Source organism: Gallaecimonas xiamenensis 3-C-1 (assembly GCF_000299915.1).
Lineage (GTDB): Bacteria > Pseudomonadota > Gammaproteobacteria > Enterobacterales > Gallaecimonadaceae > Gallaecimonas > Gallaecimonas xiamenensis.
In genome coordinates this window covers 1-21,219 of sequence record NZ_AMRI01000011.1, presented here as the reverse complement: position 1 = coordinate 21,219, position 21,219 = coordinate 1, and the positions used below count along the sequence as shown (strand labels likewise).

The window sequence follows — 21,219 nt, the reverse complement described above, 5'->3', positions numbered from 1 at the left end:
AAAGAGCCCGCCATAAAAGTTATGATATAACAAATCAAAGTTATTGCCGTACCGACCCATGCCCCCAAGCTCTTGCAAACTGCTGCCCCTGGCGGCGCTCCTTGGCCTAAGCACGGCCCAGGCCGATGAGGTGGAACGCCTCACCGTCCGCTACCACCAGGCTTACAGGGGTGACATTCCCAACAAGGCCCTGCCCCAAGCCATTGAAACCCTGGACAGACAACTGCTGGACAACAGTGCCGCCAGCCGCTTCCAGGACGCCTTGGATTTTTCTGCCAGCATCAGCCGGCAGAACAACAGCGGCGGCCTCTGGGACAGCTTTGCCCTGCGCGGTTTTCCCGGCAACGAAAACATGCCGTCGGCCTACCTGGTGGACGGTTTTAGCGCCGGGCGTGGTTTCAGCGGCACCCGGGACCTGGCCAACGTGGCCTATATCGAGGTGCTCAAAGGGCCGGGGTCGGCCCTTTACGGCCGCTCCGAACCGGGGGGCACCGTCAACATCATCACCAAAAAACCCCAATACCAGACCGAGGGCTACCTCAAGGCTGAGTTGGGACGCTTTCAGCACCAACGCCTGGAAGGGGACTTCACCACCGGCCTGAGCGAACGCCTGGCCTTTCGCATCAACGGCGCCTGGCAGGACAGCGACAGTTTCCGCGACCAGGTCTTCATCAAGAAAAAGCTGGTCAGCCCCTCGCTGCGCTACCAATTGGCGGAAGATGCAGCCTTGCTATATAGCGGCGAGTTTATCGACCAGCAGCAGCTGTTCGACCGGGGCCTGGTGGCTCTGGACGGCATTGCCCTGCCCGACTCGCGTTACCTGGGCGAACCCGATGACGGCCCCACCCAGGTCAAGGGATCCGGGCACCAGCTGAACTACCAGCAGCAACTGGCCGGGGGCTGGTCCCTGCAGGCCGGCCTTAACCTGCGCCACTCGACACTGAACGGCTATTCCTCCGACGCCGAACTGTCCCCCAGTCGCCAAAGCCTGTTCGAGGACGGCCGCAGCCTGGACCGCCAAAGGCGCTACCGCGACTACCATTCCGACGACAGTTCCCTGCGCCTGGAACTGAGCGGCGCCCTGGACACGGGCCCGGTGCGCCACCACCTGCTGCTGGGCAGCGATGCCTACCGCTATGAACTGGCCACCGGCCTCTACCGTTACCGGGGCCCAAAAGGCAGCTACAGCCTGGACATACTGGCTCCTCAGTACGGCCAGAATGCCCCCGAGGTAGCCCTGCTCTATGACAACAGGGAGGTCCAGAAGGCCTTCGGCGGCTACCTGCAGGATCAGATGGACTTGAGCAAGCAGGTCAAGCTGCTGCTGGGTCTGCGCTTTGACCACTACCAGCAGCGCATTCATGAGCTGGCTTCAGGGCAGCGTTCCCAACGCAGCCAAAGCCGCCTGAGCCCGCGCCTTGGCCTGGTCTATGTGCTGAGCGACAGCCTCAGCCTCTACGGCAGTTATTCCGAAGGCTTTGTGCCCCTGAGCGGCACCGACTACCAAGGCCACCCCTTCGGAGTGGAGGAAAGCCAGTCGCTGGAACTGGGGCTCAAGTTCGAGCTGCAGGCGGTCAGTGGCACCCTGGCCCTATTCGATGCGGACAAGTCCAATATCTTGGTGGCCGACCCCGTCAACGTCGGTTTCTCGGCGCCTCTGGGCCAGGCCCGCAGCCGAGGCCTGGAACTGGATATCAAGGCCGACCTCGGCGACAACCTGCAAGCCAGGCTGTCTTACGCCTACCTGGACACCCAAACCACCAGCGACAGCCTCAACGCCGATTGGGGGCTGGCGGTGCCCAAGGGCAGCCCCCTGGTCAATATTCCCCGCCATAACCTCAGCCTGATGCTGAGCCAGTCCCTGCAGCCCCTCGGCCTGGATGGGGACACCGGCCTGAGTTACCGCTTCGTGGACAGCCGCCTGGGCGACGCCGCCGACCTGAGCTTTCGCCTGGCGCCCTACAGCTTGGTGGGCCTGTTCCTGCACCTGCAGCTGGACGACAACCTCAAGCTGGCCCTGAACCTGGACAACCTGTTCGACCAAAGCTACATCGACAGCAGCTATAACGCGCTCTGGGCCTACCCGGGCGCGCCGCGCAACCTAAAAGCGAGCCTGACCTATGCCTTCTGAGACTGCCCTTAACCGCCGTATCGGCAGCATCGACATGATGCGTGGCCTGGTGATGCTGCTGATGCTGGTAGACCATGTCAGGGAGAGGTTTTACCTGCACATGCAGGTCACCGATCCCATGACCCTGGACAGCACCAGCCCCGGCCTGTTCCTGAGCCGCTTTGCCGCCCACTTCTGCGCGCCCACCTTCGTGTTCCTGACCGGCCTTTCCGCCTGGCTTTACAGCCAAAAGCCCGGCCGCAGTGCCCGCAGCTTCCTGGCCAAAAGGGGCCTGTTCCTGATCGCCCTTGAGCTGACCCTGGTGACCTTTTCCTGGATGGGCAGTTACCAGACCCTGTACCTGCAGGTGATCTGGGCCATTGGCCTGAGCATGCTGGCCCTGGCCGCGCTGGCGAGCCTGCCAAGGCCCTGGCTGCTGGCCCTGGGGTTGGTCATTGTTTTTGGCCACAACCTGCTGTCTCCCATCAGCCTGCAACCGGGAGACTGGGGATACAGCCTTTGGACTGTGCTGCACGACAGAGGCTACCTCATCAGCCAAGGCCCCCTGGCGGTGAAGGTGAGCTACCCCGTGTTGCCTTGGATAGGGGTTATCCTGCTGGGCTATGGCGCAGGCCCCCTTTATGGCCGCACCCTGCCGGCGGCGCGCCGCCACCAGTGGCTGCTGGCCCTGGGCCTTGGCTGCCTGGTGCTGTTTGCCTTGCTAAGGGGCCTTAATCTCTACGGTGAAAGCCTCCCCTGGCAGCAGGGCAGCAACCTGGGCTGGACCCTGATGTCCCTGTTCAACCTTACCAAGTACCCGCCATCATTGGCCTTCCTGCTGGTGACCCTGGGTGGCATGTTCCTTGGCCTGCTGGCCTTCGAACGGCCCCTTGGCCGGTTGGGAAGCTGGCTCAGCGACTTTGGCGCCGCCCCCATGTTCTTCTACCTGTTGCACCTCTATGTGCTGCTGGGGCTCTACAGCCTGGCCATAGCCCTGCTCGGTCCCAACCACGGCACCCTGCTGGGGGTGGACAGCATCGCCTGGGTCTGGTTGATCAGCGCCGCCCTGGCCCTGTACTTCCCCACCCGCGCCTTTAGCGCCTTCAAGCAGCGCCAGCCCTGGCCGCTCCTCAAATACCTGTAAAAAAAGCGGTGCCTAGGCACCGCTTTTTTATTACCGGATTCAGCGTTTGGCGATCACCCAAACCGCGTGGATGATGCCCGGCAGGTAGCCGAACAAGGTCAGCAGAATATTGAGCCAGAAGGCCCCGCCCAGCCCCACTTGCAAAAAGACCCCCAGGGGCGGCAGCAAAATGGCAAAGAGGATGCGGATAAGATCCATGAAAGTGCTCCTTTTCCTTGGGTGTACCCCAGTGATACCAGCCTGCCCTGGCCAACCCCAGCTCCTTTTCCCCTTCGTTCAGCAATAGCGAGCGACGGCCCTCACATTCTGTAACAGCCCTGTTGACGCCCGGCGGGGCCTCTTCTATGCCTACTAGGCAATAAAACAAGAGGTCAAAAATCAACCGCATGTTATCAATGTCGTGCATGCATCCCTGAACCATGGAGGATCAGCGATATGTACAGGAGTACCCTGCTTTGCCTCGGCCTGGTTTCCGGCCTGCTCGCCCTGCCAACGGGCGCCAAGGAAGCCTCAGCGCCACCGGCCAATCCCAAGGCCACCAGCCTGTCCCTGACCAAACTGAGCGACGACAGCGCGCTCTTGTCCGGGCGTTTTCCTCAGTTTGAAGCCGGCAGCCGCTTCGCTTTCAGCCTCGGTAAGGAGGAGGTTGAATTCAGCGACACCGGCGAAAACGGCGATCTGAAGGCCAAGGACGGCCTCTTCACCGCCAAGGTGCCCTTCGACTTCGAAGCCTTTACCAAGGCCAACCAGATCCTGGCCGAAGGCAAAGAGCGGGAACTGGCCCTCTTTGCCCCGGCCGACCGCCAGCAGCTGGGCAGCCAGAAATGGATCCCGGAGGGCGACCAACTGCTGGTGCTCGAGACCCTGGCCGGTAAGGAACGGCGCTTTGCCCTGCCCCTGGACCCGCGCCTGGTGCCCATTGGCGAGCCCTTGCCGCTGCCGCCCCTGGGCCCGCCGGTGGGCCTGCCCCCGGACAACCCGGTGCTGGGCCCCACCAGCATTCCCGACTCCCTGATGATCACCAAGCTCAGCACCGTCAACGATCCCAGCCGTACCTGGGCCTGCCAGGCCGCCGGCAGTGCCCCCAGCGGTAACCCCCAGGGGGACTGGACCTTCTGGCAGCTGATGGAAAACATGGCCAACGGCACCGCTTCCACCTCGGACTTCATCAAGGAACTGTTTGGCAACTGGCAAAACAACCAGTTGATCAACGGCCACAACGTGGCGGCCCGCCCCGGCGTCTACCAGCAGGTGATAACGGCCTGGGAGAACCGCTCCGGTGGCCCCGGCGCCGACCTGCTGCCGCAACAGAGCCCCTTTCGGCTGCTGGGCATAGTGCTGCGGGCGGATCTTCGCGGTGGCGGCAGCTTCTATGGTGGCGGTGACGCCGGCGAAGGGCGCTTCGTGTTCGCCCTGCACGACGGTAACTGCAACCCCATGGCCAAGACCCTGATCCTCGAGTACAAGGTGCCCATCAGGGGCTGCACCGCCATCCGTGACTGGGCCCGGGACTGGAAAGCCCTGTCCAGCTCCGCCAACTACAACGACGACCTGCAGCAGCTGACCGACGTCTTCACCCAGGCCGGAGCCGCGCCCCTGGAGCCCAACGCCAGCGCCATCAGCCAGGTGCGCAGCAACGAGTTGCTGCCCCAGTCCCCCGGCTGGGAGCTGCGCGAATTCGTGCTACCCCAGGGCGGCGGGTTCCTGACCCAGACCTCCGTCAAACAGGAACCGCAGCTGGTGCACAACAACTCGGCGCTGTTGGCCAGCTTCATCAACAGCAGTTGGAATCAACTGGTGGGGCCCCCTTCGGGCAACCATGAGGTGACCCTGGCCCACAACAGCCAGCCCTTCCTGGCCGGTGCCGCCCCCTCCCCTGTGCTGTGGAACGTGCAGGCCAGCCAGCTGACGGCGGTACCCACCACCGCGTCGCCGGTGAGCCCCTTCCCGGCCACGGTGCAGGACGACGCCGTCTTCGAACTGGCGGTCAACACCTGCTCTGGCTGTCACACCCTGGAGACCGGCACCAGCTTTGCCCACCTGCACTACAACACCATGCCGGGCCAGCCGGCGCTGCTGTCGGGGTTCTTGACCGGTATCAGCCTGCCGGATACCCGCAAGCCGGCCATCAGTCGCCACTTCAACGACCTGGCCAGGCGTGCCCAGGACCTGGACAACGCCGCCAACCTGTCCTGCCGGCTGATCGGCGAGGTGCCCTTTGGCAACCTGGTGCTGAGGGAGCTGACCGCAGCGCCGCCCTTGCGGGCCGTGCACTGACGCAAAAAAAGGCCGGGTAACCGGCCTTTTTTATGCCCAACAGCTTAAGGGGCCGGCACCGATGCCAGCTGTTTGGCCCGCTCGGTGGCGCCCAGCGCCTGGTGGTCACGGGCCAGCAGCCGGTAGACGCCGGGCAGCACGAACAGGGTGAAGAGGGTTCCCACCAACATGCCGCAGACGATCACCAGGCCAAGGCCAAAGCGGCTGGCCGCACCGGCGCCGCTGGCAAAGAGCAGCGGGATCAGGCCAAACACCATGGCCGCCGTGGTCATCAGCACCGGCCTTAGCCGGATCTTGGCCGCCTCCAATATCGCCTGGCCCCTGTCCAAACGGCGGCTGACCTGCAGTTCGTTGGCGAACTCCACCATCAGTATGCCGTGCTTGCTGATAAGGCCTATCAGGGTCACCAGCCCTATCTGGGTATAGATGTTGAGGCTGGCCCAGCCCAGGGCCAGGGGCAGCAGGGCGCCGCAGATGGAAAGGGGGACGGTGATCAGGATGATCAGCGGGTCCACTAGGCTTTCATACTGGGCCGCCAGTACCAGGTAAATCACCACCAGGGCCGCCAGGAAGGCAAAGACCAGGGTGTTACCCTCCTGCACGTATTGCCGTGAGTCCGACTGCCAGTCATGGCTGAAATCGGCCGGCAGCTGCCGGGCGGCCTGGTCGAGGAAGGCCACTGCCTCTCCCAGCGACACCCCCGGCATGGGAATGGCCTGCAGGGTGGCGGCGTTCTGCTGGTCGAACTGGGTGCGCTTGTTGGGCTCCACCGCCCGGCTCAGGATCACCACAGTGGACAGGGGCACCAAGCCATGGTCGCGGGTGCGCAGGTACTGGCGGGCCAGGGCCTGGGGGCTCAGCCGCTGTTCCTTGACGCTTTGGGGAATGACGTCGTAGGCACGGCCGTCCAGAGGGAAGCGGTTCACGTAGTTTTCTCCCACCAGCACCGCCAGGGACTCGCCGATGTCGGCCATGGCGATCCCCAGGCTATTGGCCTTGGCCCTGTCTATCTGCAGCTGCACCACCGGCTTGTTGTAGTCCAGGTCGCTGTCCACCACTGCAAACAAGCCACTTTGGCGGGCCTGGGCCTTGAGCTGCTCCATGGTGGCGTACAGCTGGGGGTAGTCCAGGGGGCTTCTTAGCACCAGCTGCACCGGCAGGCCGCCGGTGGAGCCGGGCAGCGGCGGCAGCTGAAAGGCGAAGATGCTGCTGCCTTCCACGTCACCGACCGCCTGCTGCAACTGGGCCTGGATCTGGGAAGCATCCCGCGTGCGGCTTTCCCAGGAGGACAGGTTAATGCCTCCAAAACTGTCGGCCGGGCCGTCGGTGCCGTTGATGATCCAGGTGCTTTCGGTCTCGGGAATGCTCAGGTAGACCTTATCGAGGGCCTTGGCAAAATGCTCCACATAATCGAGGTTGGCGTATTGGGGCGACTTGATGGCCGTCAGTACACTGGCCTGATCCTCCACCGGAGCCAGCTCCTGCTTGGGCAACTGGTAAAGCAGCGGCAGGCTCAACAGCACCAGGGCACCAAAGGCCGCCGTCAGCCAGGGGCGCGCCAAAGACCAGGCCAGCAGCCGGCCGTAACGGCGGCTAAGGCCGTTGAACAATCCCTCGGCAAAGCGGGCCATGGCCCCTTCCTGCTGCTTGGGCGCCAGCAGCAGCGAACTCATCACAGGTGACAGGGTCAGGGCCACCACCCCGGACACCACCACGGCGCCGGCCAGGGTCAGGGCAAACTCCTTGAACAAGGCGCCGGTCAGGCCCCCCATCAGGCCTATGGGGGTGTAGACGGCAGCCAGGGTAATGGTCATGGCAATGACAGGGCCGGCCACCTCCCTTGCCCCCATCAGCGCCGCCACCACCGGGCTGCTGCCCTCCTCGATATGGCGGTGCACGTTTTCCACCACCACTATGGCGTCGTCCACCACCAACCCTATGGCCAGCACCATGGCCAACAACGTCAGCAGGTTGATGCTGAAACCGAAGGCCAGCATCAGGCCCAGGGCCCCGAGCATGGAAAGGGGAATGGTGGCCACCGGGATCAGCACGCTGCGGGCCGACCCCAGGCAGAGATAGATGACGACGATGACGATCACCAGGGCCTCGAGCAGGGTATGCATCACCTCGTCGATGGACGCCTGGATAAAACGGGCCGTTTCAAAAGCCAGGTCCACCTTGACCCCGGGCGGCAGGGTTTGCTCTATCTGCGGCAGCAACTGGCGAATGCCGTCCACCACCACCAGGGGATTACCCTTGGGAGTGGCGAAGATCCCCAGGTGAACGGCCGGTTTGCCATCCATCATGGCACTGGTTTCGGTGGCAGCCGCCGCCAGCTCAACGGTGCCTATGTCGCGGATCCGCACCTGGCCGTCCTGGTCGCTGCGCACCACCAGGTCGCGAAAGTCATCGACGCTGGCCAATTCGGTATTGACCCGCACACTGGACACCACAAACTGGCCCTTGACCTCCCCTGGCGCCGCCTGGAAGTTGTTGCGCCGCACCGCCTCGGCCACGTCCACCGCCGTCAGCCCCCGCCCCGCCAGCCGTTCGTTGTCCAGCCAAAGCCGCATGGCCAGGTGCTGGCCACCGAAGCTCTGCACCTTGGCCACCCCTTCGATGGACGCAAAACGCGGCTCCACCACCCGCGACAGGTAGTCGGTCAGGGCCGGGATAGACAGGCTATCACTGGAAAAGCCCACATAGGCCACGGCGGTAGACTCGCCGTTGGAGCGCTCGATGACGGGATCATAGGCGGCTTGGGGCAGCTTGTAGCGCACCGAACTGACCTTGGCCATCACCTCGGTCATGGCCTGGGTGGAGTCGCGGTTAAGGGCCAGGCGCAGGGTCACCAGGCTGCGCCCCTGTACCGAAGAAGAGGACAGGTAATCTATGCCTTCCACCGAGGCCACCGCCTGGGTGATAGGCTGGGTGACAAAGCCCTGCATCAGCTCCGAGCTGGCCCCGGGATACTGGGTGGTGATGGTGATGGTGGCACTTTCCAGCAGCGGATACTGGCGTATGGGCAGCTTGCCCAGGGCAAAGACGCCAAGCAGCAGGATAAGGGCGCTGACCACCAGCGCCAGCACCGGCCGGCGTACGAATTTGTCGGTAAAGGTCACAGGCCTGCCTCCCCGGCCAGGGACAAGGCGGCCAGGCTGTCGGCCTTGGCCTCCACCTGCATGCCGTCAGCCAGCTTCATCTGCCCCGAGGTCACCACCTGCTGGCCCTGCTCCAAGCCCGCCGTGATCTCCACCAGCCCCTGCCAGCGCTCGCCGCTTTGCACCGTCACCCGCTTGACCACCAGCCCGGCCGGGCCAGGTTCGGCAACAAAGACGGTATCGCCATAGGCGCTGTAGGTCACCGCCGTCTGGGGCACCAGCAGGGCCGGCGGCTGATCTTGGCGAAGCACGGCAATGCTGGCGAACATGCCGGCCTTAAGGCGGCCGTCGCCGTTGCTCAGTTCGGCCTGCAGCTGCAGGGTTCGGGATTTGCCCACCAAGGGGTCTATGGCCACCACCTTGGCCTCGAAGGCCTCTTCAGGGAAGGCATCAACCCGCACCTTGACCGGCTGGCCCAGGGCCAGGCCCGGCAAGGTCCGCTCGTCCAGGGCAAAATTGGATTTGAGACGGTGGCCGTCCACCAGGTTGGCAATAGGCGAAGCCGTGTCCAGGTATTGGCCCAGTTGCACCCGCCTTATCCCCATGACCCCGGCAAAGGGGGCCTTGATGGCCTTTTGGTCAATCAGGGCCTCAACCCGCATCAGCTCGCCCTTGGCCATATCCCTGGCCGCCTCGGCGTTGTCCAGCTGTTCCTGGGGCGCCAGTTTGTCGGCTACCAGTTGCTTGCTGCGCCTGAGCTGGGCCTGGGTGTTGCGCAGCTGCGCCTCAAGCCGCTGCCGTTCGGCCTGCTCGACGGCGTCGTTCAGTTGCACCAACAACTGGCCTGCCTGGACCTGCTGGCCGGATTCGAAGGCGATGCGGGTAACCCGGCCAGCCACTTCGCTGGTCAGCTGTACCTGCCTTGTCGCTTCCAGCTCGCCTATGCCCTGGTAACGCCTTGGCAGCTCGGCCAGGGTCACCTCGGCCAGGGCCACCTTGACCGCCGGCCAGGCCTGGCCTTGCTGGGAGTCCTGGCCGGCATTGGCAGCCCCATAAATCAAGGCTACCAGGGCCACGGGAGCCAGCACTGCCAGCCCGAGTAACAAAGTGCGCTTCATACCAGCCCTCCTACCAGCAACTGGCGCAGGCGGCTGGCAATGGCCACCGCCATCAGGCCCCCCACCACGGCCAGGTGTTCCAGGGCGAAATAGAGGGAAAGCTGGGCGGCGCTACCTTCAAGCAGCCAGAAGTGGTGTACCAGGGGAATGGTCAACAGCAAGAATACCGCCAGGGCAGCCGCCCCCAGCCACAGGGCCCTGTCCAGCAACAACAGGGCGGACCCCAACAACAGCAAGCTGGCGGTAGCCAGGTTGAAAAGCCAAGGGGGATTGAGGCCAGCCCCCTGCATTTCCTGCAGGCCGCCCTGCCAGTCCAGGACCTTGGCCAGGCCCGAACACAAGAACATCAGGGCCAGGCAAAGCCGGGCCAACAACCAAAAGCCACTGCTGGCCAAGATCCTATCGAGTCTAGATTGCATAAAGGGCTCCCTCACCCAAGTTCCCACCGCCCTCTTGGCGGCGCCAACACTGGGCAGGGCGCCCAGGCAGCCGGGACTCTACAACCTAAAGTTAACTTGAGGTCAAGGTTGCTTTGGGCCCCTCCCCCAGGCCCCTGACCAGGGGGAGCTGGCGGTGGCCGAACACATTTGGCAGGGCACAAACCTTGATAACCGGCCGGCAACGTTGCATCTTCAATGGTCAGCCGGTCTTGCCACAGCGGCACTCCAGGGTGCCAGCGCTATCCCGCCCCGGCCGCGCCTTCTTAGAATGATGTTGATGTTGAACGAATGACCCCGAGGAACCCATGAGCCATCCGCTGTCCATTGAGCCCTGCGACGCCCCCACCTCCACCGAACAGCGCCAGGCGCTGCTGCATAACCCGGTATTTGGCAAAGTCTTTACCGACCACATGGTGACGGCGCAGCACAGCGCCGATAAGGGATGGCACCAGGCCCGGCTCAAGGCACGCCATGACTTCCAGTTCTCCCCCGGCACCACAGTGCTGCACTATGGCCTGGAGATCTTCGAAGGGCTCAAGGCCTACCGCCAGGCCAACGGTTCCGTTGCCCTGTTCCGCCCCGAGGCCAACGCCAAGCGCTTTGCCAACTCGGCCCGCCGCCTGGCCATGCCGCCCCTGCCCGAGGCCATGTTCGTCGAATCGGTCAAGGCCCTGGCCCAGTTGGACAAAGACTGGATCCCCCAGCAGGACTTTGCCTCCCTGTACCTGCGCCCCTTTATGATCGCCACCGACGCCACCCTGGGCCTCAAACCCGCCGAAGAGTGTCTGTTCAGCGTCATCGCCTGCCCGGTGGGGGCCTACTTCAAAGGGGGCGCCGCCGCCGTTTCCCTTTGGGTGTCTGACCATTTCACCCGCGCCGCCCCCGGCGGCACCGGCGACGCCAAATGCGGCGGCAACTACGCGGCGGCCATGGTGGCCCAGCTGGAAGCCAGCCGCCAAGGTTGTGACCAGGTGGTGTTCCTGGACGCGGTGGAAAGGCTCTGGGTGGAAGAGCTGGGGGGCATGAACGTCTTTTTCGTGTTCGACGACGGCTCCATCCAAACCCCGCCCCTGACCGGCACCATACTGCCCGGCATCACCCGCGACTCCATACTGCAACTGGCCATGGACAAGGGCCTGACGGTGCGCGAAGAGCGTTACTCCATCGACCAATGGCAGCAGGACGCCCAAAGCGGCCGGCTGGTGGAAGCCTTCGCCTGCGGCACCGCCGCCGTGGTCACCCCCATAGGGTCGGTCAGGGGCAACCGCCACGAATTCACCATTGGCAACGGCCAGGGTGGCGAAGTGACCGCCATGCTCAAAGGCGCCCTGCTGGATATCCAGTACGGCCGCGCCGACGACCCCCACGGCTGGATGCTGGCCCTGGACTGAGCAACAAAAAGCCCCGCTAAGCGGGGCTTTTTCATGGCCTAGGCCCTGGCTTTAAAGGCGATGGCGTCCACCTCTATCTGCATCCCCGCCAGGGCCAGGCAAGGCACAGGTATCAGGGTACTGGCCGGCAGGGTCTGTGGGGTGCAGTAGCGGCCCAGTTCCTGGCCCCAGATGACCAGCTTGTCGGCGTCGTGGTCGACGATCAGCACCGTTATCTTCAACAGGCTGGCAAAGGTCAGCCCATGGGCCGCCAGCACGGTGTCGAGGTTACCCAGGGCCACCTGCACCTGGCTGCGAAAGTCATTGCTGAGCCTGTGTTCCAGGCCCTCACCGCCACTTTGTCCGGAAATGAACAGCCACTCCCCGTCGGCCGGGGCCGTTAGGCTGTGGCAAAAGCCGTAGGGGCTGGGGTCAAAAAGGCCGGCGGGGTTGAGGCGGCTGAGGTTTTGGGCGCTTGGCATCTGTTGCTCCTTGGGGTTATGCCTGACAATGGCGCACAATGTACAAGCTAAAGTTAACTTGAACTCAAGGGCTTTCGGGGAGTATCAGAGCCATGGCAAGCCACTTCTACCTGAGCATCGGCGAGCTGGCCGACCGCAGCGGTATCGCCCAGTCGGCACTGCGTTTTTATGAGCAAAAAGGGCTGATCTTTGCCGAACGCACGCCGGGAAACCAGCGCCGCTACCACTCTTCCATGCTGCGGCGCATCTCACTGGTCAGGGTGGCCCAGTCGGTGGGGTTTACCCTGGAGGAGATCACCGCTGAACTGGCGGCCCTGCCCATGGACAGGGTTGCCACCCAGAAAGACTGGCAGCGCCTGGCCGAGCGCTGGCAAGCCGAACTGACCGCCCGCCTGGCCCGGCTGCAGTCCCTGAAAGACAACCTTACCGGCTGTATCGGCTGCGGCTGCCTGAGCATGGAAAAATGCCAGTTGTTCAACCCCGAAGACAGCCTCTGTGCAGAGGGCAAGGGGCCAAGGCGGATAGCGGGCTACTAGGGCTTCAGGCGCCCTGTTTACGGCGGGTCCAGACGATGCGCCCCGCCTCTTTCATGGTGATCTCAAGGGCCCCGTGGTAAACGGCCAGGGCCCGCATCTCCAGGTTGATGTCGTAATGGCTCTTATGGGTACCTGGGTGCTGGTGCCAACGCCGGTGCATGCCGATCAGCGCCGCCATGGCGTGCAGCTCTTCGTCGGTGTCGGCCAGCATGTGGCACATCACCATATTGCGAAAAGGGGCCTTCATGTTGTCGACGTAAACGGCCAAGGGCAAGGCTCCAGAGGAAGGACAAGGCCCCCAGCTTAGCAAAAGCCCTGCCCCAGTTCAGCCCTGCCCTGTCAGCGCCCCTGGGCTGCTATGGCCTTAAGCCCTTCTTGCAGGGACGTTACCTTGAAATCGGGAAAGCGCGCCTTGAACTTGTCCGATACAAAAAGGTTGTCCACCTGGTAGCGGGGCAAAAGTTCTGCCGCGTCCCGCAAGGTTTGGCTAAAAAGCCCGGCCAATTTGAGCTGCCAGGCCTTAAGCACCTTGTAGCGGGGAGCCGCCCCCAGCACCTCGGCGGCCAGAGTCACCAACTGGCGGTAGGTAAGGCGGTTGTCGTCACAGGGCAGGTGCCAGGTCTGGCCGAAGGCGTCCGGGGTATTGCCCAAAAGCGCCATGGCCCGGCTGGCATCGGGGGTGTAGATAAGGCTTCTAAGGGTGTCGTCGCGCAAGAACACCTTGGCGGCTTTGCCGGCCTTCAAGGGGTTGATGGCGGTGGCGTTGGTGATGCTCTGGGTCTTGCCCGGCCCGTAAAATTCCGGGGCCCGGCAGATAAGGGCCTGCACCCGGCCCTTTGCCATGGCTTTAAGGAGCATATTGGCAATGTCGCCCCGCACCCTGCCCTTGGGGCCATAAGGCACAAAGGGAGTCTCTTCGGTCTGGGGGGCACTGGTCTGGGGATACATATAGGTGTTGTCGAAGAACACCAACTTGGCCTTATGGGCGGCGCAGGCGTTGATGACGTTTTCCATAATAAGCGGCCACTGGGCTTGCCAGAGCGCCGTGTCCATGGGCAGGCCGGCGGTGAGGTAGACCACCTCTGAGCCGGCGACGGCGTCCATGGTCTGGCCGGCGTCCAACAGGTCAGAGCTCAGCAGTTGGTCGCTGCCGTTAACCTGTTGCGGCCGGCGGCTGACCAGGCGGATTTGCTCGGTAAAGTCCGCTTTTAGCGCCTTGGCCAGTTCTTGGCCGATTTGCCCGCTGGCACCCAGTATGGTTTGCATCTTGCCTTGCCTCTTTGCTCGTTATTGCACTGGCGCCAAGGCTAAGGTTAAAGCCAGCTTTAAGGTCAAGCCCGGTCTTGCCCTATTGACCTTAAAGCCAGATTTAACCTTAGAGTGGCACCAGGGTTTTAAATCAAGGTAGGCAAGGTGATGGCAAAAGAGATGACCCAAGTGACCTTCGGCAGCCAACAGGTGGCGGTGATCGCCGAGGGCTATTACCACAGGTTCCGCATGAACCCGGATCTGGACCAGGTTGACGGCCGCTGGCAGCAAACCCTGGTGCAGACCAATACCCTGGCCTTTGCCCAGCAGCTGCTGCCGCGAAAACTGCGCCTGACCCAGGGCCAAGGCCCCTTGAGCACCTTGCTACAACAGCTGGAGGCGGGGCTGGTGCTGCGTTTTGATGTGGTGCAGGACGCCCAATCGGCCCTGTATCTACCCACCCCTTTAGGAGCCCGCCTATGACAGCGCCCCGTTTTGATCTGGTGGTGTTCGGCGCCACCAGCTTTGTTGGCCAAATTTTGACCCGCTACCTGAGTCAGTACCTGGCAGAAAGCCAGGAACCGCTGCGCTGGGCCATCGCCGGGCGCTCGGCCGCCAAGCTCGAAGCCCTTAAGGCCTCCTTGGGGGAAGCGGGCAAGGACCTGCCGATACTGATTAGCGACGCCACCGACGCCAGCCAAATCGCCGCCCTTTGCGCCCAAACCCAGGCCGTGGTGTCCACCGTCGGCCCCTATGCCCTGTATGGCGAGCCTTTGATTAAGGCCTGCGCCGAAGGGGGCACCGACTATTGTGACCTCACCGGCGAGGCCCAGTGGATAAAGCGGATGGTGGACAAATACCAGGCCGCCGCCCGCCAAAGCGGCGCCCGCATCGTCCATTGCTGCGGCTTTGACTCGGTGCCCTCGGACATGGGGGTGTGGCTTTTGCAGCAAGAAGCCGTCAAACGCTGGGGCCAGCCCCTTGGCGAGATCACCATGAGAGTCAAGGCCTTAAAAGGCGGTGCCTCCGGCGGCACCGTAGCCAGTATATTGCAGTTTATCGAAGAGGCCCTGGCCGACCCGGCTATCCGCAAGGACATCAACAATCCCTACTCCCTGTGCCCACCGGCGCCGGTAAACAGCGCCCGCCAGCATCAAGTCAAAGCCGCCGAATACGACCACAACGCCCAGTCCTGGGCGGCGCCCTTTCTGATGGCCGCCGTTAACGAACGGGTGGTGCATCGCTCCAATGCCCTCTTGGGGCAGGCCTACGGCCAGGACTTTAGCTACAACGAGGGGCTGCTGACCGGCCCCGGCCTCAAGGGCCGCCTTAAAGCCTTTGGGGTAGTGGCGGTCCTGGGGGCCTTTATGCTGGCCGCCCTGGTAAGGCCGGGCCGCTACCTGATGCAACGCTTTTTACTGCCCAAACCCGGCGAGGGCCCAAGCCCCGCCGCCCAGCTTGCTGGCCACTTTGACCTGCGCTTTTGGGGCAAGGGCGAGGCTGGCCAGGCCCTTAGCCTCAAGGTTACCGGCGACCGGGACCCTGGCTATGGCGCCACCGCCAAGATGCTGGGCCAGGCCGCCCTCTTCTTGGCCCTTAATATGCGAGAAGGCAGTGAGAAAACCGGCAGGCCCGGCGGTTTTTGGACTCCGGCCAGCGCCTTTGGCGAGGGTTATCTTGACCGCCTGCGCCGCCACAGCGGTATGACCTTTACGCTTGGCGACGGCGCGCCATAAAAAAGCCGGGCTTAGCCCGGCTCATCCTTTATTCTTGGTCTTTTTGCAGCTTGGCCAATACCCGCTTGGCGTTGGCGGCGCAGTCCATATCCGCAGGCTTGGCCTCAATATCCCCGATAATGGCCAGCAGTTGCCCCTTGCTGCTGGCAAGGCGCGCCTCTAAAGCCTCGATGTCCACCACCTTGGCTTTTAGCGCCGCCAGCAGCTCTTGGTGCTGCCAATCATTGAGATCCGGCGGCAACAGGGTGCGAAGCTCGTCCAGGCTAAAGCCCGCCTGCTGGGCGCTGCTGATAAGGTTCAAGGCCTGCACCGCCTCGGGGGGATAACTGCGATAGCCGTTGGCCTTGCGCTTAACCAGCTTGAAAAGGCCGATACGTTCGTAAAAGCGAATGCGCGACGGCGCAAGACCGGTGCGCTCTGCCAATTCTCCGATATTCATGCTGCCTTGCTCTTAGCCAAAAAACCCTACCCCAAGGTTACCTTGCCCTGACGGCCATTGCCCGTGCCCATTGCCCTGGGCGGGCTTATACCGGGCGGGTGGCGATCTCCAGGTCCCCCAGCCAGCGCAGGGCCTGGTCCCGGTCTTGGCCGCACATCTCTTGGGAGGGCTTGAGGCCGGCGCAAAAGGCCGGGCGCTCGGGGTGGCCGAAGATCTTGCAGCGAAAGTCGTCTGCCAGTTGCACACAGCGCACATTGGCTGGCTTACCCTCTGGCATACCGGGAATGGGGCTGGTGATGGAAGGCGCTATGCAGCAGGCCCCGCAGTGATCACGACAATTCATGTAAGGGTATCCTGCAGGAAAAGTGCCGTCATTTTGCCAGAAAGGGACGCTGAGCACCCAACCGAAAAGCCACCTGACGGTGGCTTTTTTCACTGGCCAGAGGCTTTGCAGCGCAGGGCAAAAGCCAGGGCCGCACTCAGGGTAGCCAGGGCCACCACCCCTTGCCAGCCCGCCATGGCCAAGGCCTGGCTGCCCAGCAATGAACCCAGTGACATGCCCACAAAGACAGTGGTGAAGAACACCGCATTGATACGGCCCCTGGCATTGGGATCCAGGCGATAGACCAGCGACTGGTGGGAAACCAGTGCCATCTGCAAGCCGAAGTCGAAGACAACGGTACTCAGCGCAATCAATACCAACTGTGCCGTCGTGCCCAGCCATGGCAAGGCAAACATGGCGGCAAAGGCCAAGCTGACCAGGGCCGCGCCGAACTGGGTGACTTTGGCAGAGCCGATGCGGTCACTCAAACCGCCAGCCAGCGGCGCAGCAATGGCACCGGCGGCGCCCGCCAAGCCGAAGGCCCCGGCGATATCGCTGCCCATGTGAAAGTGTCGGCTCAGCATCAGGGCCAGGGTACTCCAGAAGGCGCTGAAGCCAATGGAAAGCAGCCCCTGGGCAAGGGCGGCATGACGCAAGGCCGGGTAACGAACAAAGAGTTGCCCCACCGAGCGCAGCAATGCCGGGTAACTCAGCTTTGCGTGGGTTTCAAAGCGTGGCAGCTGCCGCCACAGCATCAATCCCGACAGCACGATGATCACAGCGGCTATTTGGTAGGTAGCGCGCCAGCCGAGATGGTCGGCAATAACACCACTGAAGGTGCGGGACAACAGTATGCCCAGCAGCAGGCCCGTCATCACTGTTCCCACCGCTTTGCCCTGTCGCTGCGGCGGCGCCAGGATAGCGGCACTGGGGACTATGTCTTGCGCCAAGGTGGCAGTTATGCCGATCAGCAGGCTGGTCAGTAGCAGGCTGCCGATGCCGCCCGACAGGCTGCACAGCAGCAGCATCAGTGCCAGCATGATGCTTTTGATGCCGATCAGTTGGCGCCGGTCATAGCGGTCGCTCAGAGGGAGCAGGAAGAACAGCCCCAAGGCGTAACCGAACTGGGTCAGGGTTGGAACCAGGCCAACCTGTTCGATACCAAGACCCAGCTCCTGCTGCATCAAGGGCAGGATAGGCTGAGCATAATAGATAGATGCCACCGCAAAGCCGGCACCACTGGCCAAGGTGAGAGTGGTCGCCCTGGTATAGGCGGGGGGCTGTATTGCGTGAGTGGCGAGTTGCGAGCGCATGGACATTGTCCTCCAATCCGATAGTGGCGCTATTTTGCAAAGCCAGGCATTGGCGCTGTAGCCACTTCACTGGTAGAACTGTTATACGCTTTACGTATGGCTAGCCTGCTTGTGAACAACGTTGATCGTATAGAGTTGATGCGCACCCTGGTGAGGATCATCGAAAGTGGCAGCCTCTCTGCTGCTGCCAGACAACTGGATACCACCCAACCCACCGTCAGCCGCCGCTTGGCGCAGTTGGAAAGCCTGTTGGGCGCCAAGCTCATCTTGCGCTCTACCCATGGCATGAAGTTGACCGACGACGGTGAGCGCTGTTATCGGCATGCCCGCACCCTGCTGGCCCAGTGGGATGCCATGGCCGAAGAGCTCGCCGGCAATGACGAGCAGATAGCGGGTGTGCTGAGAGTCAGAGTGCCCCACGCCTTTGGCCAGCAGCAGATGCTGCCGCACCTGATCGACTTGCTGAAACGCTCACCGGCGCTGAGTGTGGAATGGGTGCTCAATGACAAGACCCCCGACTTCATCGCCGAAAACCTCGACTGTTCCGTGCAGCTGGGGCACATCAGCGACCCATCGGTCGTGGCGGTGCTGCTGGCAGAGGTGCCCAGGATCATGGTGGCCTCGCCACAGCTGCTCAGCCAAACCGGTACCCCGCAACAGGTCGCGGAATTGCCGGCCATGCCTTGGGTAGCCCAGAGCCCCTACCATCGCCGAGAAGTGCTGCTTCGCCATCAGCAAAGCCAAGCGGTAGAGCAAGTCGCCATTGCCCCCAGGCTGACCACAGACAGCCTTTATGCGGCATACAATGCCGCCTTAATGGGACTGGGGGTAACCACGGTGTCGCACTGGATCGCCGCTGACGCCCTGGCTGACGGCCGTTTGGTGCAGCTGTTGCCCCAATGGCAACCGGACCCATTGCCGGTATACCTGGTGTACCCCTATGCCAACTATTACCCGGCGCGGCTCAGGCACTTTTTTGCATTGATGAAAGAGGTGATGCCCAACCTGGTTGGTACCGTCCAGCCTCAGCGCCGTTGAGTCTGTCTTGGCCCCTGGGTTTGGCTGAGCTGGGCTCGGGCCATCTAGCCCTTTGTCAAAGCGCCGGGGGCCATAAAGGCGCTTGTTGTCAGGCACATAGGCAACAGCTGGCTCTTGGGTCGGCTTAGTCTTTTTTGACCGGGCCTGCCAGGTAGTCTTCATCGGACACCGGCTCAAACCAGGTAACCGGGCTGCCGTCCAGCGCTTCTTGCACTGCCACGTGCTGCAGGGCTGTGGTGTCGGTGGCGCCGTGCCAGTGGCGGCGGCCGCAGTTACACCAAATCAGGTCACCAGGGCGAATTTCGGTTTTCGGGCCGCCTTCGCACTGGGTCCAGCCCACACCGTCGGTCACCAACAGGGTCTGGCCGAGGGGATGGGCGTGCCAGTTGGTGCGGGCGCCGGGCTCGAAGTTCACCACCGCCAAGCCGATGCGAGACGGGGCGGGGGCATTGAAGATGCGGTCGATGCGCACATTGCCGGTAAACCAGTCGGCCGGGCCTTTGATGGCAGGAGTGGCACCGGCACGGTGCACCTGCATGTCTAGGTCTTTGTTATCGGTATTGCTCATAACCGGCTCCCGGTTGTGTTGAAAGGGGAGCTAACAAGATAGCAATGCCTGATTGCGCTGATAATATGGCTAATTAAGAACCCTGTTTTAAGAAGCGCTTCATAATGACGAGCCCGAGTCTGGACGAACTCAAGGTATTTGTGGCCGTTGCCCGTGAGGGTAACTTTACCCGGGCTGCCGCCCATCTGGGGGTGTCGCCTTCGGCGGTGAGCCAGACCTTGCGAACCCTCGAAGAGCGCCTTGGGGTGCGGCTATTGACCCGCACCACCCGCAGCGTCACCCGCACCGAAGCCGGTGAGCGGCTGCTGCAAAGCGTGGCGCCGCTGCTGGAAGAAATCGATGGCCACCTGGCAAGCCTTGCCGACCTGCGGGACAACCCGGCCGGCACGGTGCGCATTACCGCCGACGAGTTTGCCTGCCGCCATGTGTTATGGCCCAAGCTGGCGCCGCTATTGGCCACCTACCCAGAGCTCACCATAGAACTCATCACCGACTATGGCCTCACCGACATCGCTGCCGAGCGCTTCGACGCCGGGGTCCGCGTCGGCGGCATGATAGCCGCCGACATGGTGGCGGTGCCCATAGCGCCAAGGATGCGGCTGATGACGGTGGCGTCCCCCGCCTACCTGGCCGAAGCCGGCACCCCACAAACCCCCGAGGCGCTAACGGCGCACCGATGCATTAACCTGCGCCTGCCCACCCACGGCGGCCTTTATGCCTGGGAGTTTTCAAAGGCCGGCCAGGAGTCTCGGGTGCGGGTGAGCGGGCCGCTGATTATGAACAGCTCCCTGCAAATCCTCGACGCCTGCCTGGCTGGCACTGGCTTGGCGCAACTGCCCAATGCCCTGGTGGAGCCTCATATTGAAGCCGGTTCGCTGGTGGAGGTACTGGCCGACTGGTGCGAGCCCTTTGACGGCTACCACCTCTACTACCCCAGCCGGCGCCAGCAGACTGCGGCTTTTAAGGTGGTAGTGAATGCCCTAAGGATGACGTAAGAAAACACACCGCCTGGTGGGTATAGGAAGATCCGCAAGCATGAGATTTCTGCTAGAGCCAAAGCCCTCGAGAGCTCTTTGACCTTCACCGTGAGCGAGAAAGTTCCGGCCAGATAAACAGGATACTTGTGTGGCCCAGCTCATTCCAGCAGGTGCGGGGAGCAACACGTCGTCAAAAGCATTCAGCGGCGTAAGATTTGCCCCGTGGGCACGGGGAACGCCAACAAAGGCAGCCTGTTCTTTATCTGGGACCCGGTTTATCCCCGTGGGCACGGGGAACGCATGGCAAAGGCCATAGTGCTGGCGTCGCTTTCCGGTTTATCCCCGTGGGCACGGGGAACGCATCAACAGCCAGGTAGGCAGACCGGATCAACTCGGTTTATCCCCGTGGGCACGGGGAACGCGGCCGGAGCCCCCGACTGGGACAGTGGCACCGCAGTTTATCCCCGTGGGCACGGGGAACGCATTTACTTATATATACATTATACGCAGTAACACGGTTTATCCCCGTGGGCACGGGGAACGCTTTATGCCAGTGGCCGCCTCGAAATCCTCTGTCGGTTTATCCCCGTGGGCACGGGGAACGCTTCCTGGCCGAGGTCAGGTGCGCCCAGGTCGTCGGTTTATCCCCGTGGGCACGGGGAACGCTTCCTGGCCGAGGTCAGGTGCGCCCAGGTCGTCGGTTTATCCCCGTGGGCACGGGGAACGCTTCCTGGCCGAGGTCAGGTGCGCCCAGGTCGTCGGTTTATCCCCGTGGGCACGGGGAACGCTTCCTGGCCGAGGTCAGGTGCGCCCAGGTCGTCGGTTTATCCCCGTGGGCACGGGGAACGCTTCCTGGCCGAGGTCAGGTGCGCCCAGGTCGTCGGTTTATCCCCGTGGGCACGGGGAACGCTTCCTGGCCGAGGTCAGGTGCGCCCAGGTCGTCGGTTTATCCCCGTGGGCACGGGGAACGCATCGATGGCCGCGAAGAGGTGGTCAAAAT

General features: G+C 62.9%; 20 protein-coding genes and 1 CRISPR repeat array. Of the genes, 9 read left to right on the top strand and 11 right to left on the bottom strand.

Features of this window, described 5'->3' with window-relative positions:
* Window positions 1–58: 58 nt before the first annotated feature.
* Window positions 59–2,131 (top strand): TonB-dependent siderophore receptor, encoded by a 2,073-nt coding sequence (locus B3C1_RS09000; RefSeq protein WP_008484343.1) that lies wholly within the window; start codon window positions 59–61, stop codon window positions 2,129–2,131.
* Window positions 2,121–3,254 (top strand): acetyltransferase domain-containing protein, encoded by a 1,134-nt coding sequence (locus tag B3C1_RS08995; protein WP_008484342.1) that lies wholly within the window; start codon window positions 2,121–2,123, stop codon window positions 3,252–3,254. The genes B3C1_RS09000 and B3C1_RS08995 overlap by 11 nt, the downstream gene beginning before the upstream one ends.
* A 39-nt stretch (window positions 3,255–3,293) precedes the next feature.
* Here the strand turns inward: B3C1_RS08995 and B3C1_RS19795 are convergent, their stop codons facing one another.
* Window positions 3,294–3,452 (bottom strand): YqaE/Pmp3 family membrane protein, encoded by a 159-nt coding sequence (locus tag B3C1_RS19795; RefSeq protein ID WP_008484341.1) that lies wholly within the window; start codon window positions 3,450–3,452, stop codon window positions 3,294–3,296.
* 237 nt (window positions 3,453–3,689) lie between these two features.
* Between B3C1_RS19795 and B3C1_RS08985 the strand changes: the two genes are divergently transcribed.
* Window positions 3,690–5,531 (top strand): hypothetical protein, encoded by a 1,842-nt coding sequence (locus B3C1_RS08985; RefSeq protein ID WP_083858293.1) that lies wholly within the window; start codon window positions 3,690–3,692, stop codon window positions 5,529–5,531.
* Window positions 5,532–5,575: 44 nt separating this feature from the next.
* Here B3C1_RS08985 and B3C1_RS08980 read toward each other — a convergent pair whose 3' ends face one another.
* The 3 genes from B3C1_RS08980 to B3C1_RS08970 are packed head-to-tail and all read right to left on the bottom strand — an operon-like array spanning window position 5,576 to window position 10,169.
* Complete coding sequence (locus B3C1_RS08980; RefSeq protein ID WP_008484340.1) at window positions 5,576–8,653, bottom strand: MexW/MexI family multidrug efflux RND transporter permease subunit; 3,078 nt, start codon at window positions 8,651–8,653, stop codon at window positions 5,576–5,578.
* On the bottom strand, window positions 8,650–9,750 hold the full coding sequence (locus tag B3C1_RS08975) for an efflux RND transporter periplasmic adaptor subunit (protein ID WP_008484338.1): 1,101 nt from the start codon (window positions 9,748–9,750) through the stop codon (window positions 8,650–8,652). The genes B3C1_RS08980 and B3C1_RS08975 overlap by 4 nt, the downstream gene beginning before the upstream one ends.
* Window positions 9,747–10,169, bottom strand: a complete 423-nt coding sequence (locus tag B3C1_RS08970; RefSeq protein WP_035481619.1) for a DoxX family membrane protein — start codon at window positions 10,167–10,169, stop codon at window positions 9,747–9,749. Before B3C1_RS08970 ends, B3C1_RS08975 begins: the two co-directional genes overlap by 4 nt.
* Window positions 10,170–10,495: 326 nt before the next feature.
* On the opposite strand from B3C1_RS08970, the gene B3C1_RS08965 reads away from it, so the two are divergent.
* Window positions 10,496–11,581: a branched-chain amino acid aminotransferase gene (locus B3C1_RS08965; RefSeq protein WP_008484336.1), complete on the top strand. Its 1,086-nt coding sequence runs from the start codon at window positions 10,496–10,498 to the stop codon at window positions 11,579–11,581.
* Window positions 11,582–11,619: 38 nt separating this feature from the next.
* Here B3C1_RS08965 and B3C1_RS08960 read toward each other — a convergent pair whose 3' ends face one another.
* On the bottom strand, window positions 11,620–12,042 hold the full coding sequence (locus B3C1_RS08960; RefSeq protein WP_008484335.1) for a RidA family protein: 423 nt from the start codon (window positions 12,040–12,042) through the stop codon (window positions 11,620–11,622).
* A 92-nt stretch (window positions 12,043–12,134) separates the two neighbouring features.
* Between B3C1_RS08960 and soxR the strand changes: the two genes are divergently transcribed.
* Window positions 12,135–12,578, top strand: coding sequence for a redox-sensitive transcriptional activator SoxR (gene soxR / locus B3C1_RS08955; RefSeq protein ID WP_008484334.1), 444 nt, complete (start codon window positions 12,135–12,137; stop codon window positions 12,576–12,578).
* 4 nt (window positions 12,579–12,582) lie between these two features.
* Here the strand turns inward: soxR and B3C1_RS08950 are convergent, their stop codons facing one another.
* Both B3C1_RS08950 and B3C1_RS08945 read right to left on the bottom strand, forming a co-directional pair.
* Window positions 12,583–12,846 (bottom strand): DUF4031 domain-containing protein, encoded by a 264-nt coding sequence (locus tag B3C1_RS08950; protein ID WP_008484333.1) that lies wholly within the window; start codon window positions 12,844–12,846, stop codon window positions 12,583–12,585.
* Between the two features lie 71 nt (window positions 12,847–12,917).
* Window positions 12,918–13,844, bottom strand: a complete 927-nt coding sequence (locus B3C1_RS08945) for an NAD-dependent epimerase/dehydratase family protein (protein ID WP_008484330.1) — start codon at window positions 13,842–13,844, stop codon at window positions 12,918–12,920.
* Window positions 13,845–13,994: 150 nt separating this feature from the next.
* Here B3C1_RS08945 and B3C1_RS08940 point away from each other — a divergent pair, with 150 nt between their 5' ends.
* Both B3C1_RS08940 and B3C1_RS08935 read left to right on the top strand, forming a co-directional pair.
* A complete protein-coding gene (locus tag B3C1_RS08940; RefSeq protein ID WP_008484329.1) occupies window positions 13,995–14,309 on the top strand; it encodes a hypothetical protein in 315 nt (104 codons plus the stop codon).
* Window positions 14,306–15,562, top strand: a complete 1,257-nt coding sequence (locus B3C1_RS08935; RefSeq protein WP_008484328.1) for a saccharopine dehydrogenase family protein — start codon at window positions 14,306–14,308, stop codon at window positions 15,560–15,562. The genes B3C1_RS08940 and B3C1_RS08935 overlap by 4 nt, the downstream gene beginning before the upstream one ends.
* A gap of 28 nt (window positions 15,563–15,590) precedes the next feature.
* On the opposite strand, the gene B3C1_RS08930 is transcribed toward B3C1_RS08935, so the two are convergent.
* From B3C1_RS08930 to B3C1_RS08920, 3 genes are all read right to left on the bottom strand, one after another.
* Window positions 15,591–16,001, bottom strand: coding sequence for a MerR family transcriptional regulator (locus B3C1_RS08930; RefSeq protein WP_008484327.1), 411 nt, complete (start codon window positions 15,999–16,001; stop codon window positions 15,591–15,593).
* A gap of 85 nt (window positions 16,002–16,086) precedes the next feature.
* Window positions 16,087–16,344 (bottom strand): YkgJ family cysteine cluster protein, encoded by a 258-nt coding sequence (locus B3C1_RS08925; RefSeq protein ID WP_008484326.1) that lies wholly within the window; start codon window positions 16,342–16,344, stop codon window positions 16,087–16,089.
* Between the two features lie 89 nt (window positions 16,345–16,433).
* A complete protein-coding gene (locus B3C1_RS08920; protein WP_008484325.1) occupies window positions 16,434–17,636 on the bottom strand; it encodes an MFS transporter in 1,203 nt (400 codons plus the stop codon).
* A gap of 138 nt (window positions 17,637–17,774) precedes the next feature.
* Here B3C1_RS08920 and B3C1_RS08915 point away from each other — a divergent pair, with 138 nt between their 5' ends.
* Window positions 17,775–18,674: a LysR family transcriptional regulator gene (locus B3C1_RS08915; protein ID WP_008484324.1), complete on the top strand. Its 900-nt coding sequence runs from the start codon at window positions 17,775–17,777 to the stop codon at window positions 18,672–18,674.
* 124 nt (window positions 18,675–18,798) lie between these two features.
* Here B3C1_RS08915 and B3C1_RS08910 read toward each other — a convergent pair whose 3' ends face one another.
* Window positions 18,799–19,242, bottom strand: coding sequence for a (R)-mandelonitrile lyase (locus tag B3C1_RS08910; protein WP_008484322.1), 444 nt, complete (start codon window positions 19,240–19,242; stop codon window positions 18,799–18,801).
* A 104-nt stretch (window positions 19,243–19,346) separates the two neighbouring features.
* Between B3C1_RS08910 and B3C1_RS08905 the strand changes: the two genes are divergently transcribed.
* A complete protein-coding gene (locus B3C1_RS08905) occupies window positions 19,347–20,237 on the top strand; it encodes a LysR family transcriptional regulator (protein WP_008484321.1) in 891 nt (296 codons plus the stop codon).
* Window positions 20,238–20,431: 194 nt separating this feature from the next.
* A CRISPR array of direct repeats spans window positions 20,432–21,190; the repeat unit is 27 nt; unit sequence GTTTATCCCCGTGGGCACGGGGAACGC.
* Between the last annotated feature and the right edge of the window lie 29 nt (window positions 21,191–21,219).

Bases quoted from the DNA above. Each gene is read 5' to 3' on its own strand.
- B3C1_RS09000 (WP_008484343.1), top strand. From the start codon at position 59: ATGCCCCCAAGCTCTTGCAAACTGCTGCCCCTGGCGGCGCTCCTTGGC.
- B3C1_RS08995 (WP_008484342.1), top strand. From the start codon at position 2,121: ATGCCTTCTGAGACTGCCCTTAACCGCCGTATCGGCAGCATCGACATG.
- B3C1_RS19795 (WP_008484341.1), bottom strand. From the start codon at position 3,452: ATGGATCTTATCCGCATCCTCTTTGCCATTTTGCTGCCGCCCCTGGGG.
- B3C1_RS08985 (WP_083858293.1), top strand. From the start codon at position 3,690: ATGTACAGGAGTACCCTGCTTTGCCTCGGCCTGGTTTCCGGCCTGCTC.
- B3C1_RS08975 (WP_008484338.1), bottom strand. From the start codon at position 9,750: ATGAAGCGCACTTTGTTACTCGGGCTGGCAGTGCTGGCTCCCGTGGCC.
- B3C1_RS08970 (WP_035481619.1), bottom strand. From the start codon at position 10,169: ATGCAATCTAGACTCGATAGGATCTTGGCCAGCAGTGGCTTTTGGTTG.
- B3C1_RS08965 (WP_008484336.1), top strand. From the start codon at position 10,496: ATGAGCCATCCGCTGTCCATTGAGCCCTGCGACGCCCCCACCTCCACC.
- B3C1_RS08960 (WP_008484335.1), bottom strand. From the start codon at position 12,042: ATGCCAAGCGCCCAAAACCTCAGCCGCCTCAACCCCGCCGGCCTTTTT.
- soxR (WP_008484334.1), top strand. From the start codon at position 12,135: ATGGCAAGCCACTTCTACCTGAGCATCGGCGAGCTGGCCGACCGCAGC.
- B3C1_RS08945 (WP_008484330.1), bottom strand. From the start codon at position 13,844: ATGCAAACCATACTGGGTGCCAGCGGGCAAATCGGCCAAGAACTGGCC.
- B3C1_RS08940 (WP_008484329.1), top strand. From the start codon at position 13,995: ATGGCAAAAGAGATGACCCAAGTGACCTTCGGCAGCCAACAGGTGGCG.
- B3C1_RS08935 (WP_008484328.1), top strand. From the start codon at position 14,306: ATGACAGCGCCCCGTTTTGATCTGGTGGTGTTCGGCGCCACCAGCTTT.
- B3C1_RS08930 (WP_008484327.1), bottom strand. From the start codon at position 16,001: ATGAATATCGGAGAATTGGCAGAGCGCACCGGTCTTGCGCCGTCGCGC.
- B3C1_RS08925 (WP_008484326.1), bottom strand. From the start codon at position 16,344: ATGAATTGTCGTGATCACTGCGGGGCCTGCTGCATAGCGCCTTCCATC.
- B3C1_RS08920 (WP_008484325.1), bottom strand. From the start codon at position 17,636: ATGCGCTCGCAACTCGCCACTCACGCAATACAGCCCCCCGCCTATACC.
- B3C1_RS08915 (WP_008484324.1), top strand. From the start codon at position 17,775: ATGCGCACCCTGGTGAGGATCATCGAAAGTGGCAGCCTCTCTGCTGCT.
- B3C1_RS08910 (WP_008484322.1), bottom strand. From the start codon at position 19,242: ATGAGCAATACCGATAACAAAGACCTAGACATGCAGGTGCACCGTGCC.
- B3C1_RS08905 (WP_008484321.1), top strand. From the start codon at position 19,347: ATGACGAGCCCGAGTCTGGACGAACTCAAGGTATTTGTGGCCGTTGCC.